Annotated in this window: 11 protein-coding genes; 5 read left to right on the top strand and 6 right to left on the bottom strand. The window is 67.4% G+C overall.

Annotated elements, in window-relative coordinates:
* Positions 1–20 precede the first annotated feature (20 nt).
* Complete coding sequence (metC, locus tag LC060_RS19050) at positions 21–1247, bottom strand: cystathionine beta-lyase (RefSeq protein ID WP_226638296.1); 1227 nt, start codon at positions 1245–1247, stop codon at positions 21–23.
* A 50-nt stretch (positions 1248–1297) separates the two neighbouring features.
* Positions 1298–2635: a hypothetical protein gene (locus LC060_RS19045; protein ID WP_226638295.1), complete on the bottom strand. Its 1338-nt coding sequence runs from the start codon at positions 2633–2635 to the stop codon at positions 1298–1300.
* A 130-nt stretch (positions 2636–2765) separates the two neighbouring features.
* Between LC060_RS19045 and queF the strand changes: the two genes are divergently transcribed.
* Entirely contained in the window at positions 2766–3239 is a 474-nt protein-coding gene (queF, locus tag LC060_RS19040; RefSeq protein WP_226638294.1) for a preQ(1) synthase, read from the top strand.
* A gap of 694 nt (positions 3240–3933) precedes the next feature.
* Here queF and LC060_RS19035 read toward each other — a convergent pair.
* Positions 3934–4206 carry a hypothetical protein gene (locus tag LC060_RS19035; protein ID WP_226638293.1) on the bottom strand — a complete coding sequence of 91 codons (273 nt, stop codon included), beginning with the start codon at positions 4204–4206 and terminating at the stop codon, positions 3934–3936.
* A gap of 266 nt (positions 4207–4472) precedes the next feature.
* Here LC060_RS19035 and LC060_RS19030 point away from each other — a divergent pair, with 266 nt between their 5' ends.
* Both LC060_RS19030 and LC060_RS19025 read left to right on the top strand, forming a co-directional pair.
* Entirely contained in the window at positions 4473–6038 is a 1566-nt protein-coding gene (locus LC060_RS19030; RefSeq protein WP_226638292.1) for a carbon-nitrogen hydrolase family protein, read from the top strand.
* A gap of 15 nt (positions 6039–6053) precedes the next feature.
* On the top strand, positions 6054–7835 hold the full coding sequence (locus LC060_RS19025; protein WP_226638291.1) for an SLC13 family permease: 1782 nt from the start codon (positions 6054–6056) through the stop codon (positions 7833–7835).
* Here the strand turns inward: LC060_RS19025 and LC060_RS19020 are convergent.
* On the bottom strand, positions 7754–9148 hold the full coding sequence (locus tag LC060_RS19020) for an HD-GYP domain-containing protein (RefSeq protein ID WP_226638290.1): 1395 nt from the start codon (positions 9146–9148) through the stop codon (positions 7754–7756). The genes LC060_RS19025 and LC060_RS19020 overlap by 82 nt on opposite strands.
* 199 nt (positions 9149–9347) lie before the next feature.
* Here LC060_RS19020 and LC060_RS19015 point away from each other — a divergent pair, with 199 nt between their 5' ends.
* Positions 9348–10703 (top strand): GntP family permease, encoded by a 1356-nt coding sequence (locus LC060_RS19015; RefSeq protein ID WP_226638289.1) that lies wholly within the window; start codon positions 9348–9350, stop codon positions 10701–10703.
* Positions 10704–10797: 94 nt separating this feature from the next.
* On the top strand, positions 10798–11484 hold the full coding sequence (locus LC060_RS19010; RefSeq protein ID WP_226638288.1) for a GntR family transcriptional regulator: 687 nt from the start codon (positions 10798–10800) through the stop codon (positions 11482–11484).
* 18 nt (positions 11485–11502) lie between these two features.
* On the opposite strand, the gene LC060_RS19005 is transcribed toward LC060_RS19010, so the two are convergent.
* On the bottom strand, positions 11503–13257 hold the full coding sequence (locus LC060_RS19005) for a TIGR00341 family protein (RefSeq protein WP_226638287.1): 1755 nt from the start codon (positions 13255–13257) through the stop codon (positions 11503–11505).
* A 64-nt stretch (positions 13258–13321) separates the two neighbouring features.
* A complete protein-coding gene (locus LC060_RS19000; protein WP_226638286.1) occupies positions 13322–14596 on the bottom strand; it encodes a cation:proton antiporter in 1275 nt (424 codons plus the stop codon).
* Positions 14597–14867: the final 271 nt, after the last annotated feature.

The raw sequence follows: 14867 nt of genomic DNA, 5'->3' as shown, positions 1-14867 counted from the left end.
CGCCAGTGCGGCGGTGACGTTCATGCGCCCTGCCAGGCGGCAAGCGCCTGTTCGATGTCGGCAATGAGATCGTCGGGATCCTCCAGGCCGATGGCAAGGCGCACGCCATGGCGGTCGGCGGCCGCGTCGTTGGCGCTGACTGGCGGCCAGGGCATGACCGAGCGCGCGCTCTTGGGCTGGATCGGAAGCGCGAGGCTTTCATAGCCGCCCCAGGAGAAGCCGATCCCGAACAGTTGGAGCGCGTCGACGAAGCGGTTGCGGTCCTCCATCGAGCCGCCCCGGAAGACGAAGCTGAAGAGGCCGCAGCCGCCGGTGAAATCGCGGGCCCAGACATCGTGGCCGGGCGCACCGGGCAGCATCGGGCATAGGACCTGCGCCACTTCCGCGCGCTCTTGCAGGAACTGCGCGATCTTGAGGGCGCTGGCCGCTTCCTGGCGCAGGCGCAGGCTCAGCGTGCGAAGACCCCGCAGGGCCAGCGCGGCGTCGTCGGGCGAGACGACATTGCCCAGCTGCTGCGCGCGCTTGCGCAGCGCTTCGTAGAGTTCGGGGCCCGCGCTTGCAGAGCCCATCATCAGGTCCGAGTGCCCGCCCACGTGCTTGGTGAGCGCCATCAGCGAGATGTCGATGCCCTTTTCCAGCGCGGCAAAGCCGAGCGGGCTCGCCCAGGTGTTGTCGAGCACCGAGATCGCGCCCTTTTCGCGCGCGATGCCGGCGAGTTCAGGAAGGTCGCACATCTCCATGGAGAGGCTGCCCGGCGCCTCCAGCAGGACGGCGCGGGTCTTGGCGCAGAAGGCTGCGCTGTAGCCCTCGATGTCGAGCGGATCGAAGAAGCGCGTCTCCACCCCGAAATCGGCGAGGAGTCCGGTGCCCATCGAGCGGGAGGGGTCGTAGGCGTTGTCGCTGATGAGCAGAACATCGCCCGGTTTCAGAAGCGTGAGCAGCACGCCCGAGATCGCCGCGACGCCCGAAGGGTAGATGACTGTGCCCGCAGCCCCCGGTTCGAGCTGGGTGAGCGCCTCGCACAAGGCCCACTGCGTCGGGCTGCCGCGACGGCCGTAGAAGAAGCGCCCGTCCTCGTTGTACTGGCTTCCGCGCGCAAGCGCGGCGGTGTCCTCGTAAAGGTGGGTCGAGGCGCGCCAGACTGGCGGGTTGACGACGGCGCCTGTCCATTCCTTGCGCCGTCCCGCACCCACGACCCGGGTGGCCGTGCGCGTGGTCTTCAGATCCGTGCTGTCGCTCAAGTTCAACTCCGCGCCTCGCTTGGGGAGGCTTCGTGTGAGGGGGATGAGCGCGCAGCCTAACCGGGCGCGCCCGCGAAATCGAGAGGCAAGAGATGCTTGCGCCGCCCGGCCGCGATTTCGCGCACGTCGAGGACGGCCATGTCGCGCGGGCCGGTGTCGATGCGGATGGGCGCGAGGGCGGAGGTTGGGGCATCGGCGCCCGCGCGGGCCGGCTGGCCGACCGTGAAGACGAGCCCCAGGCCGAGTTCGGGCTGGTCCGCGCTCGCCTCGGGATGGGCCATGTCGGCCACGAGCGCGAGGCGCACGAGCGGCACGAAGAAGCGCGCATTGCCTTCATTGACCGCGCGGATTGCGTTCAGCGGGAGTTGCAGTTCGCCCTCGCGCACGATGTCCTCACCTTCCTGGAGGCGCGGGATCGCGGCGATCACGGGCAGGCCTTCCAGCGCGGGCGCGAGCTGCTCCTCGCGGCTGGCCGAGCCATGCGCGGAAGTGAGGTCGGCGTGGAGGTTGGCGGGCGGGATATCGGTCAGCGCGCGCAGCGAGAAGCGGAAGCGCAGCGAGGCGTAGACGAGCGAGAGGCGCAGCGAGACGGCCTCGAAGGCGATCTCGCCGTGCGCCTGCGGGCGGTTGGAAGCCGGAGCCGGAGCCGGGGCCGGAGTCGGAGTGGGCGGGGCCACGTCCGGCGATGGCGTCGTTGCGGTTGCGGGTCGCGGCGTCGGTCGGGTTGCCGGACGCGTGGCAGGTTGGGGCGCGGCCTTCTTGCCCTTATCCTTGCGCCGCGCCAGCGCGAAGCCGCCGAGAACGAGCAGCGCCAGAAACCCGGCGGGAAGGGCCCACCACCACAGCGGCCATGCCTCGGACGTGGCTTCGGGGGGCGTGGGCGTGGCCGATGCTGGCTCCGGCGCGGGGGATGGAGCGACCGGGCTCGCGGTTTCGCGGGCCTCGGCGTCCTCCGGTGACGGTGTGGCGCGGGGCGGGGTGGGTGTCGGCGCACTCTCTTGCGCAGGGCGGGCTTGCGCAGGGCGGCTCGGCTCGGGGCGAGTCCGCTCGGACGGGGCGGGGGAAGGGGCTTGCCGGGCTGTGGGGCGAGCGTCGGGTGTGGGCGTGGCCGAAGGATCTGCCGCAGGCGTCGGCGCGGCGGATGGCGATGGGGCGGGCGCAGCGGGCGCGGGCGACTGCGTGGGGATGGGCAGCGGCGGCAGCGGCTGCACGCCGCCTGGCAGAGTGGTCGGGTCCTCCGGATCGACCGGGCCGGCCACGTCGGGCGCGCTCTGGCTGGCCGGGCCAGCGGGCAGGCTCCAGGGCGCGCGCTCCTGCGCGGATGCGGCCTGTGCCAGGGACAGCGTAAGCAGCGCAAAGGCGCTGGCGGTGATGACCTGATTGATTCCCCTCATGCCTCTCTCCCAACGCCGTGCGCGGTGAACCGTGACTTAATGCCTGCGCCGTGGCCGGGGGCGGCGCGCTGGACGGTTGCGTTTGCGAGACCTCTTGCCTCGCACGGCCTCCCGGTCCATGCGCAGGGGCATGAGCGATACATCCTCTTCCCCGTCGCTGGCGCCCGTGCATCTGGGCCAGCAGAGCGCGCTTCCCGCTTCTCCTGAGGAGGCGGTTCTCGACTATGTGCCCAATCCGCGGGCCAAGTCCCTCTATCTTGTCCGTTTTGCCGCGCCCGAGTTCACCTCGCTGTGCCCGGTGACCGGCCAGCCCGACTTCGCGCACCTCGTCATCGACTACGCGCCGGGTGAGACCATCGTCGAATCGAAGAGCCTCAAGCTCTTCCTCGGCTCGTTCCGCAACCATAACGGCTTCCACGAGGACGTGACGGTAGGCATCGGCCAGCGCCTGTTCGACGAGATGAAGCCTCACTGGCTGCGCATCGGCGGCTACTGGTACCCGCGCGGCGGCATCCCCATTGACGTGTTCTGGCAGTCGGGCGCAGCGCCCGAAGGCCTGTGGGTACCCGACCAGGGCGTGCAGGGCTATCGCGGCCGGGGGTGATGCGGGCTGGGGTTGCCAGATTCGTGTAAAGTAGAAGGTGAAGTTCCGAGGGCCATCGCCCTCGGGCTCCCCAAGCCTTTCAAAACTCGCGCTTGCGCGCAGGTCTTCGCGAGAAGCGAGACGCTCGCAGCGGCCGAAGGCGTCTCGTACGGCGTGAGAAATTATCTTTGATGTCCGGTTCCACCCCGTTGCGGACACTAAACGCATGCCTATTATGCTCCTATGCCCCCACCCCGCCTGTTGATTTTGCCTATTTTCGTCCTTGCGTTGACGGGATGCTCGCGGGCGATAGATGTGAACGTTGCGTTACTGGGCGGGCTGCCCGTTCTCTCTTTCCGTACACTTGGATTCTTCCCTCGCCCGCTTCCCACCGTCTGCTTGTGGCAAGCCGATATTATCGACGATGTGACTGACAAGCCTGTGATGTCGCTCTTCGCAACGCATTTCGAAGATGATTGCACCCAAATTTCCAAGGCGAACTTTGCGCAGCCTGAACAGGGCTTGAGACGAGCCGGTGAGCCCACGGAGATTGTTGGTGGACGATTTTACCACGCCGAGGTCACCACAGAGGAGGGGCTGGGCCGATCAAAGAGTTGGCAGCAGCCCATGAAAGTGGACTAGCTCGGTTTGGCTAGCGTCCGCTTCCCCCCTCATTCGAGATGCCGCATTTGACGACCAATTCACGCACGCATGGTCAGTTCTGCGCAAACTGAACCTTGCCGACGCGGGTGAGGTCGACTTCTCCGGTGCCCAGCGCGGCAAGCTGGGCGGAGGGGAGGCACTGGGCGTAGACGGTCGGCGCATCGGCGCGCAGGGCTGCGTCGGTCTCCAGCGCGTCTTCGAGTTGGCGGTCGCATTCGGCTCGCGTCTGGAAGGTCGCGACCGGAGCCTGCGCCTCGAGGCGGCGGCACGCGGTGCCATCGTCACTGCATCCGAACAGGGCAAGGGCGATCAGGGTAGCGCTCATCGGTGTGTCTCCTTCCTTCCCCAAGACAACGGGGGCGCCCGTCAAAAGTATCCCGGAATTCTGCGAAAAATTCGGGAACTTTTGCCAAGGGGATGAATTCGCGCTGCTTTTTCTCGGTCGGTGAGCCGACTCATGTGTGCGACGAGCCGTTTTGCCGGAAGCATGTGACATGGATGTGCAGGGCTTCCCTCAAGTGCGTGCAATCTCTCGGGAATGGTGAACTCTACACTGGAACCTGGGGGGCTTTGGCGCGTATTAAGGCCCGCATGGACCATACCAAAGCCAAACTCATCATCCGCGAGGCCACGGTCGGGGACGCCCCCGCGATCGCGGCGCTGTCCGTCAAGGTCTACGGCAAGGCCGACGCCTTCACCCGGGCCGAACTGCGCGGGCAGATCATCAACTTTCCCGAAGGCCAGTTCGTGGCCGAGTACGAGGGCGTGATCGTGGGCCACTGCGCCACGATGATCATCACCACCGCGCTCGCCTTCAAGCCGCACACCTGGGAAGAGATCACCAACGGCGGATACGGCCGCATCCCGGACCCCGATGGCGACGTGCTCTACGGCTTCGAGGTCTGCGTCGATCCCGACTACCGCCGCCTGCGCATCGGCCAGCGCCTCTACCGCAAGCGCAAGGAACTGTGCCAGAATTTCGAGCTGAAGGGCATCGCCTTTGCCGGCCGCATGCCGGGCTACTACCGCCGCAAGCGGACCTTCCCCAACCCGTCCGACTATCTGCAGGCCGTGATCGACAAGCAGGCCAAGGACCAGGTCATCAATTTCCAGATGAACGGCGGGTACGAGCCGCGCGGGATCCTGCGCGACTATCTGCCCAAGGACAAGGAAAGCGGCGGCAACGCGGTCCTGATGTACTGGACCAACCCGCTCGCCCCGCGCGACACCGGCAAGGCCGTGCCTGGCCTCAAGGAGCGTGTGCCCTCGCAGGTGCGCGTCGCCACCGTCCAGTTCATGATGCGCAAGATCTCCTCGCGCGATGATTTCGAGGAGCAGGTGGAATACTGGGTCGACGTTGCGGCGGACTACGAGAGCGACTTCGTGGTCTTCCCCGAACTGTTCACCCTCGCGCTGCTCTCGGTCGAGGAGAAGAAGCTCCAGCCGGTCGAGGCGATCGAGAAGATTTCCACCTACACCAAGCGCTTCGTCACGTTCATGCAGAACATGGCGGTGAGCTACAATATCAACATCATCGGCGGTTCGCACCCCACCCGCGTCGAGACCGAGGACGGCAAGAGCGAGATCCGCAACATTGCCTATACCTTCCTGCGCGATGGCTCGGTGCACGAATCGCAAAAGCTCCACCCCACCCCGTCCGAGGCCAAGTGGTGGAACATCAAGGGCGGCTACGGCGCCAACGTGATCCCCACCGATTGCGGTCCCATCGGCGTCATGGTCTGCTACGACAGCGAGTTTCCCGAGCTGGCCCGCCACCTCGTCAACCAGGGCGCGCTGATGCTCTTCGTGCCCTTCTGCACCGACGAGCGGCGCGGGTACCTGCGCGTGCGCTACTGCTGCCAGGCCCGCGCGGTCGAGAACCAGTGCTACGTCGTGACCTCGGGCGTTGTGGGCAACTTGCCCAACGTGGAGAACATGGACGTCCACTACGCCGAAAGCGCGATCCTGACGCCCTCGGACTTCCCGTTCTCGCGCGATGGCGTGGCGGCGGACACCGCGCCCAACACCGAGACCATCGCGATTGCCGACCTTTCGCTCGATTCGCTGCTGACCGCGCGCCAGTCGGGCGCGGTGCGAAACTTGCGCGACCGTCGCTTTGACCTCTACCGTGTGGAGTGGACACAGGCGCAAGGGTAAGGCAAGGCCAAGTCCATGATCCTTCCCGGCTTTCACGCAGCGAGTGCGATGTTCATCGCGCTGGCCATGTTCTATGGCTTCTTCAATGGAAAGCTGCGGGTCGAGATCGTCTCGCTGCTGACCATCGCGGCGATTGCCCTCCTGCTCTACGTCATGCCGATGCCCGGCGAGACCAAGTACGCGGGGCTTGAACTGGCGTTCCAGGGCTTCGGGCACTACGCGCTGGTCACCATCTGCGCGCTGATGATCATGGGCAGGGGCCTCGTCGTGACGGGCGCGCTCGATCCGGCGGCGCGCGCGCTGGCGCGAGTGTGGAAGTTCAACAAGAGCCTGGGTCTGCTTTTCACGCTCGTCGTGTGCCTGTTCATGTCGATGCTCATCAACGACACGCCCGTGCTCGTGCTGATGATCCCGATCCTGGCGCAAATGGCGACGCGCGGGGGCATGCCTGCCTCCAAGACGCTGATGCCGGTCAACGCCGCGATCCTCATTGGCGGCATGTCGACGACCATCGGCACCTCGACCAACCTGCTCGTCGTCTCGATTGCCCAGGACCTGGGCATGCGCACGCTTTCGGTCTTCCACTTTACCCCGATCGTGCTGATCTCGGTGCTGGTGGCGCTGCCGTATCTGTGGCTGGTGATGCCGCGCCTGCTGCCCGACAATACCAAGCAGGTCTCGGTGGAAAGCCGCCGCTTCCTTGCCAAGCTGCGCCTCTCCGACGATGCGCCGATGCGCGGCAAGACCATCGAGGAAGCGCGCGGGAACCTGCCCGAGGACGTGCGCGCCTGGCTGCCGCCGGGCAACCGCAGCCACGTCGGACGTCGCCTTCTGGCCGAGGGCACCTACCAGGGTCTGCAGGAGGCCGCGCGCACGCTGTCGGCCACGCTCGCGCCGCGCTGGCTGACCGAGCGTATCAAGGCCGATTCCACCCGCTCGCGCGAGGACCTGATGGTGGCCGAGATGATCCTCGCGCCCGATTGCCGCCTGATCGGCCTGACGCCCAGTACCGCGGGGTTCGAAGGCGTGGCGATGCTGGGCATCCACCACGTCCACCAGCCCTTACGCGACACCCGCGCGCACACCCCTGACACCGAGATGGCCGAGGGCGATGTGCTCCTGATGATGGGCATGCCCGAGGACCTGCGCCACTTTGCCGAGACCGAGGGCCTACTCCAGATCGAGGGCGGGGAAGAAATAACCCGTTCGGGCAAGGCGCTGCTCGCGGTCGCGATCATGCTCGGCTCGGTGGGGCTTGCCAGCTTCGGCCTCGTGCCGATTGCGATTTCGGCGCTGGCGGGCGCGATCCTCATGTTCGCGACGGGCTGCGTGCGCTTTGAACGTGTGGGCCGGGCGCTTTCGGCCAAGATCATCGTCCTGGTCGCCGGCTCCATTGCGCTCGGGCGCTTCATCCTGGTTTCGGGTGCGGCGGAATGGCTCGGCCAGATCCTGTCGAGCGGCTTGCAGTACCTGCCGCCCGCAGGCGTGCTCGCCGCGATCATGGTCTTCGTGACCTTGATGACCAACTTCGCCTCGAACACCGCCGCCGCCGCCGTCGGCACCCCGATTGCCTTCAATATCGCCAAGCAGTTGGGCATGCCCGAGGAGCCGCTGGTGCTGGCCGTGCTGTTCGGCTGCAACTTGTGTTACGCGACGCCGGTTGCCTACCAGACCAACATGATGATCCTCACCGAGGGCGATTACACCTTCAAGGATTACCTGCGTTCGGGCGTGCCGCTCGTACTCATCATGGTGGCCGCGCTCTCGACCACATTGGTTTTCTGGTACGGGATCTGATCGGTCCGGCTGCGGCCCGAGAGGAGCGCTTCGCGCAGGTCCTCCGGGCTTGGCAGGTCAAGCGCGTCGAGGTCCGCCACGCCCACGATCGCATCCTCGCCATAGCACTCGGCAAGCGCGATGGTTTTTGCGCGCACGTGCTTGTTCGTCTCCAGTGAGTAGAACGCGGTGACCGTGGGGAGTTCGGGGTCGCCGGGGCACTGGTCGACCACGAGCGCGACGCGCGCGGAACGCAGCTGCACGAACGAGCCCACCGGATAGACCCCGAGCGCTTCCCTGAAGCGGGCGAGGATCTCGGTGTCGAGCGAGCCCGACAGGCTCATCAGCGTTTCCATGGCTTCGGACGGGTCGAGTGCGCGCCCGCTGACCGCGCCCGAGACGATCAGGTCGTAGCTGTCGCAGATCGCGGCCATGCGCGAGAAGACATCGAGGTCGCGGGTGTCGAGCGCCTGGGGGTAGCCTTCGCCATCGAGCCGTTCGTGATGGCGCATGACCGCCTGCAGCACTTCCTCGGGCACGTCGCCTGCCGAGGCGAGCATCTCGCGCCCGATCAGGCAATGGCGGCCCAGCAGTTCGCGCTCCTCGCCCTGGGCGGGGGAAAGGACCGCCTGCGCAACCTCGGGCAGATCCGCCTCGACCCGCGCGAGGCCGACGTCGAGGAGGAGCCCGGCAAGGCCCGCCAGACGCATTTCCCCCGGTGGCAGGCGCATCTGTCGGGCGAGCGAGACCATCAGCGCGCTGACAGACAGCATGTGGTGGTAGGTCGCCTCGCTCTCGGCCTTGCAGCGCATGAGGCCCGAGAAGGCGTAGGGGTTGCGCTGGATCGAGGCGAAGATGTCCTCCACCACCGGCGCGACATCGGCCACGCGCGGCGCCTTGCCCAGGCGCGCCTCGAGGAAGACCTTGGAGATGATCTTGTTGGCTTTGCCCGCAAGCCGCCGGGCCGAGCCGAATTCGCGGGTGAGGGGGACAGGCCCCGATGCGGTGCGCGCGGTAGGACGGGGGGGCGCAGCAGGCGAGGCGGCGGGAGGAGGCGAACTGGGGCCTGCTGCAGGGGTGGCCACCAGCGGGCGGCGCAAGGGACGAGCTGGCGCGGGCGAGGAGGCGGCGGTTTTCTCGTCCGGCAGGTCGCGGCCCTTGTCGGTGTCGATAACGATGGCGTCGAGCCCGCTGGCGCGCAGTTCGCTGCACCGCGCGGCGTCCTCGACCACGAAGTGTGCGCGCCAGAAGGGGTGGGCGAACCAGTTGCCCTGGAAGGCGTGAATGTACATGCCCTGCTCGACCTGCGAGGGCGCGATGCGCTTGAGAACCATGGATGAACTGTCCCTGTGCCGGGCGGTGATGGTGTCAGGATATCGTCTCTTTCCCGTCATCGCCGGACCACGTGGATATACTTGGAAGGCTGGCCGGAAGACGCCATGGACAAGTGGCTGGCAAGGCGGCACCATCGCGCGTGGCAAGGCTCCGCAAAGAGGGCCGTGGTCGCTATCCTGCCTCTGGGAGATGGTCTTCGTGTTCAGCGCTGTCGGCCTTGTTGCCGCTCTTGCTCTCCTCATTCTCCTGACCGTGCGCGGGGTGCATATCCTGCTCGCCGCGCCCGCCTGCGCGGCGGTGGTGGCCGCGACCAGCGGTCTGGCCTTCCTGCCGCCGCTGGCGGACGCGGGCGAGGGGGACTTTGCGACAAGTTACATGGCCGGGTTCACCGGCTTCTTCGCGGACTGGTTCTGGATGTTCCTGCTCGGCGCGATCTTCGGCGAGGTCATGGCGGCAAGCGGGGCGGCGGCGAGCGTGGCGCGCGGTGTCGTCGCGCGCATCGGCCTTCGCCATGCGGTGCTGGCCGTGGTCGCGGCGGCGGCACTTCTCACCTATGGCGGGGTGTCGGTCTTCATCGTGGGCTTCGCGGTCTATCCCCTCGCGGTCCATCTCTTCCGTGAGGCCGACCTGCCGCGCCGGTTCATCCCGGCCGCGCTCGCGTTCGGCTCGGTTACCTTCACGATGACCAGCGCAGGTTCGCCCGAGATCCAGAACCTGATCCCGATGCAGTACCTGGGCACCGATGCCTACGCGGCCTGGCCGGTCAGCCTGCTGGTCGCAGGCCTGATGGCCGGGCTGGGCTATCTCCTGCTCGACCGGATGATGCGCCGCGCGCTGGCGCGGGGGGAGCGTTTCGAAGTACGCAAGGGCGACAGCGCGCTTGATGACCATCCGCACCTTCCCCCGCCGCTGCTGTGCCTCGTGCCGCTCCTTGCCGTGCTCGGCGTCTTCATGCTGTTCCAGTATCCGCAGGGCGTGCCGGGGCTCGCCTGGGCGCTGCCGCAGCAATCGCTGGGCAAGTGGGCGCTGGTCGTGGCGCTGGGCGCGGGGAGCCTGCTGGCGCTGGGCGTGGGCTACCGGGCCCGCGCGGCCATGCCGGGCGCGTTCGCGCGCGGGGCAAGCGGGGCCGTGGTGGCCATCACCAACACCTGCGCGGTCGTTGGCTTCGGCTCGGTCGCCGCACTTTCGCCCGCGTTCCAGATGGCGCTGGAGGCGCTGCAGGGACTTCCGGGCGATCCCCTCATCGGCGCGGCGGTGGCGGTGACCGTGATCGCCGCGCTGACCGGCTCGGCCTCGGGCGGGCAGACCATCGCCCTGCCGCTGCTCGCGCCCGGCTACCTTGAGGCCGGAGCCGATCCCGCGCAGCTTCACCGCACGGTGGCGATCGCCAGCGGCGCGCTCGATAGCCTGCCGCACAACGGCTATGTCGTGACCACCATTCGCGCGATCTGCGGGGAGACTCACAAGGCGGCCTACCCGGCTCTTGGCGTGCTGACGGTGCTGGTGCCGCTTCTCGGCCTCGCCCTTGCTATCGGCATATTTGTCGTGATCTGAGGCACGGAGTTAACGCTAAAAAAAGGATATTGCGTCGGATTATACTCACGTCCAATAATTGGACCTTCGAGATTACGGAAAAAATGAACTCGCAATGACAAAGATACCAAGCGAAGCGGTGAGCGAGCGCGTGGCCGCCATTCTGGCCCGGCGCATCCTGTCGGGCGAACTGGCGCCGGGCCTGCGGATCAAACAGGACGAGCTGGCCGCCGAGCTGAACACGAGCCGCATCCCCGTGCGCGATGCGCTGCGTATCCTGGAATCGCGTGGACTGGTGACGATGCGCGCCAACACCGGTGCGCGGGTCGTTGCGCCCGCGCGCTCGGATATCGCTGCCGCTTTCGACATTCGCGAGCGTCTCGAGCCCCTGCTCCTGGCTGACAGCATGGCCAACTTCGGCGCGGAGGACGTCGAGGCCCTGCGCGCGGTCGTGCGCGCCGGCGAGACCGCGACAACGGCCGAGGACATGATCGAGCACGGGCGCGAATTTCACTGGATGACCTACAGCCGCCACTCCTCGACGCTGCTGGCGACCATGGTCGAGCGCGTCTGGGACGTGGGCCAGGCGTTCGTCCTAGGCACGTGGAAGACGATGGATGCCGCGGCCGCCGAGCATGCCCGTCAGGACCATCTGCGCGAACACCATATGCTGTGCGAGGCCATTGCCCGGCGCGAGCTGGAAACCGCCCAGGCCGCGCTCGTGCTCCACGTACGGCGCATCCGCGCGGTCGTGCTTGGGCAGGTCGAGGCCATGCACAGGGCGCAGGCCGCCCGGGTCTGAACTCCGCCTCGGGCGCTGTCAGGGCGCTGAGAAGCTTTCCTCCAGCGCCGCCGCGCGCGCCGCGGCCTCCCGCTCGGCGCGCTGCGCCTCGAGCCGCGAGGGGCTGGTCGCGTAGACCGCAATCGTCGCGGTGATGGCGCGGGGGGCGGCCTCAGCCCCATCCCCGGCAGGCGCTCGCGGCTCTTCGGGCGGGGGAATCACCGCGCCATCGATCTGCGCGGCAATCCCGGCATCGGCGAGCAGGCGCGCGAGCGCCGTCAGCCGGGCAGGATCGGCCCCGGAAATCGTCACTTCGCCAAGGCCCCAGCGCTGGAGCGCCCAGATGCCAAGGTCGGTCGCGATGGCGTCCTCGGGGACCTGCGCGTCCTCGCTCGCCTCCAGCAAAACGGTCAGGCGCGGCTGGGGCGGGGGCATCAGGCGCACCGTCCAGCCGTTGACGCCCTGGCTCGCCGCTTTCTCGGTGGCGCGGTAGTCGGCCAGGGGCCAGTCGGGCGCAGGGACAGGCTCGAGGTAGACCATGCGCTGCGCGCGGTCGGTCCAGATCGAGCGGGTCGGCAGGCCGACTTTCTGACGGATCGCCTTGTAGGGCGGAACGTCGGCGGCAATGCCCGCGGTCGTGCGCTCCATCGCGGCATCGACCATGGCCTGCGTCTGCGAGCGGACGTCGGCGGCGAGCACTTGCTGCAAGGAGACATCGACGTCCTCGCCCAGCGTTTCCTTGAGCGCGTTCTCGGCCGCGATCTCGGCGTTGCCGGTGTAGCTGGTGGCGATGACCAGCGCCTTGACCTTGGGCGAACCGAGCAGGCTGGAGCTGACGTCGAGCTGGGCGATGGTCACGCCCCGGTCGCCGCAGGCCGCGATGATCGCCTCCTGTGCGGCCGAGCGGATGCGCGCCTCGTTGGTGAGCTTCATCAGCGTCATGGTGAGCGGGGTGGCGAGCGCGAGGAAGGCCGCGACAAGGATCGTCGCATAGCGCGGCGTCCACTCGACCTTGCCGAAGGGCCGCGCCGCGCCCGAAAGCCGCGCGATAAGGGCAAAGGCGAAGGTGATCGCGGCGAGGTTGGTCAGGAACAGCAGAAGTGCGCCCAGCGCGAACATTGGCTGGAACACGCCGATGCCATAGCCGATGACCGTCAGGGGGGGCATCAGCGCGGTCGCGATGGCAACCCCGATGGCGGTCCCGCCCTTGCCGATGACGGTCGAGTAGCCACCGGCGATGCCGGAGAACAGCGCGACCGCGAGGTCGAGCAGGTTGGGCTCGGTCCGCGCGAGGATTTCCGGCGTCGCGTTGCGGATGGGCGAGAGCCAGGTGAGGACGATGCCGGTGGCAATGCCGATGCCTGCACCAATGGCGACGACGCGGATCGAATCGCGGATGCGGTGCCCGTCGAGCGAGGCAAAGCCGAAGCCCATGGCCGCAATCGGGCTCATCAGCGGGGAGACGAGCATCGCGCCGATGACGACCGCGGTTGAGGACTGGAGCAGGCCCAGGATCGCGATTCCCGCCGCGAGCGCGCACATCAGCACATAGCCGTGGGTGAGCTGGCCTTCCTGGCGCACCGTCTGGCGCAGGTCGTAGGCCTGGTCCGGGCTCAGTTCGGGCAGGAGCACCGCGTGCGCGAACTTGACGCGCAGGACATGGAAGAAGGCCTCGCCCCGGCGCACCCATTGCGGGCGGGCCGCCCACATCTCGTTGATCGGGCCCTTGGGTGTGAACGGGGCCTCGGTGTCGGGGCCGCTTGTGCCATCGCCGGGAAGCTGGGTCTCGGGCATGGCCGGATCAGGGCCTTGGGCGGGATCAGGACCTTCGGGGGGAGGGGTCGATGTCACAGGGATGTTACCCGGCTTGGGCCGCGCGGGGTTCGCGCGACTGGATGGCGGAGATGAGGCGGGCAATGGTGCCGCCCTGGATGACGACGGCAAAGACCACGACGATGTAGGTCACCGCGAGCAGTTCGGAGCGGATATCGGCGAGCGGGAGCGAGAGGGCAAGCGCAATCGAGATACCGCCGCGCAGACCTCCCCAGACCAGCGTCGGGAAGGCGAGGGGGCCCATGTCGATGGCCCGCTTCATCGCCAGCAGCGGCGCGCCGACCGCCAGCGCGCGCGACGCGAGGACAATGCCCACCGTCGCGAGCCCGACCAGCATGTAGCCCGGCTCCAGATCAAGCGCGATGACCTCGAGGCCGATCAGCAGGAACAGCACCGCGTTCAGGATCTCGTCGATGAGCGCCCAGAACTTGATGACGTGATCGCGCGTGGTGTCGCTCATGGCGTGGGCGATCCCGGCGTTGCCGATGATGAGCCCGGCAATCGCCATCGCGACAGGGCCGCTGACGTGGGTCGCCATGGCCAGGCTGTAGCCGCCCATGACAACGGCGAGGGAGATCATCACCTCGATGTTGTATTCATCGATCGACTTCATCGCGGCAAAGCCGATGCCGCCTACGGCCAGGCCCAGGACCGCCCCGCCCAGCGCCTCGCGCGCGAAATGGCCGAGCGCGAAGGACCAGGTGAATTCTTCCGTGCCGGTGGCAAGTGCGATGAGGATGGTGAAGACGACGACGCCGATGCCGTCGTTGAACAGGCTCTCACCCGCAACCGTCGCTTGCAGCGTCTCGGGCATCGCCGCGCGCTTCATCACCGCCATGACCGAGACCGGGTCGGTCGGGCTGATGAGCGCGCCGAAGACGAGGCACCAGGTGAGCGGTACCGGGATGCCGACAGCCAGCGAGAGCGCGTAGAACCCCGCGCCGACAAGCCCGGTCGAAAGGAGCACGCCCACGGTGCTGAAGACCAGGATTGGCAGGGCACCTTTTCGCATGTGCGCCCAGCTGACGTGCATCGCGCCCGCAAAAAGCAGGAACGAGAGCATCCCGTCCATCAGTGTCTTGGAGAAGTCGAGGTCGGCAAGGAACCGGCCGAAGGTCGCCGAAAGCGTGCTGGTGGGAACCAGGTGGTCGTAGGCGACCAGCAGCAGCGAGGCGAGTGTCCCCATGATCGTGAGCCCCACCGTCGAGGGCAGGCGCAGCGTGCGGTAGTTGAGATAGCCGAGCGCTGCGGCCATCACGATCAGGAACGCGGCGGCATCGAATGGGGAGAGTTCGTGCATCGCCCATCCTTAGCCCGCGCTCCCGGGCTTGCCTAGCGGTCTCGGGGGCGGCTCCGGGGACGCGAAGGCGGGCAAGTCCATTGGAAAGCGGGGTTCTTTTGTTCGGCGCTGCACAATTTGGCTTGCTGCATTGCAACCTTGTGGTAGCCATGGTGCCTCGTAGTTTCGGATTCCCGGGCGCGGTTGCGCTCCGTTCAGGCTTTTGGCCGTGCATGGGCCAGTTCTTCGGGACATCCTGTCGGGTGCCTGGGGCCGGGTCCTTGCCGTTTGA

It is taken from the genome of Novosphingobium profundi (genome assembly GCF_020524485.1).
GTDB lineage: Bacteria > Pseudomonadota > Alphaproteobacteria > Sphingomonadales > Sphingomonadaceae > Novosphingobium > Novosphingobium profundi_A.
The sequence above is the reverse complement of the archived record's forward strand: the minus strand, read 5'-3'. Positions and strand labels throughout refer to the sequence as shown.

Excerpts from the sequence above, each read along its gene's own strand:
- LC060_RS19030 (WP_226638292.1), top strand. The coding sequence starts at position 4,473 with ATGGACCATACCAAAGCCAAACTCATCATCCGCGAGGCCACGGTCGGG.
- LC060_RS19035 (WP_226638293.1), bottom strand. The coding sequence starts at position 4,206 with ATGAGCGCTACCCTGATCGCCCTTGCCCTGTTCGGATGCAGTGACGAT.
- LC060_RS19045 (WP_226638295.1), bottom strand. The coding sequence starts at position 2,635 with ATGAGGGGAATCAATCAGGTCATCACCGCCAGCGCCTTTGCGCTGCTT.
- LC060_RS19025 (WP_226638291.1), top strand. The coding sequence starts at position 6,054 with ATGATCCTTCCCGGCTTTCACGCAGCGAGTGCGATGTTCATCGCGCTG.
- LC060_RS19020 (WP_226638290.1), bottom strand. The coding sequence starts at position 9,148 with ATGGTTCTCAAGCGCATCGCGCCCTCGCAGGTCGAGCAGGGCATGTAC.
- LC060_RS19005 (WP_226638287.1), bottom strand. The coding sequence starts at position 13,257 with ATGCCCGAGACCCAGCTTCCCGGCGATGGCACAAGCGGCCCCGACACC.
- LC060_RS19010 (WP_226638288.1), top strand. The coding sequence starts at position 10,798 with ATGACAAAGATACCAAGCGAAGCGGTGAGCGAGCGCGTGGCCGCCATT.
- queF (WP_226638294.1), top strand. The coding sequence starts at position 2,766 with ATGAGCGATACATCCTCTTCCCCGTCGCTGGCGCCCGTGCATCTGGGC.
- LC060_RS19000 (WP_226638286.1), bottom strand. The coding sequence starts at position 14,596 with ATGCACGAACTCTCCCCATTCGATGCCGCCGCGTTCCTGATCGTGATG.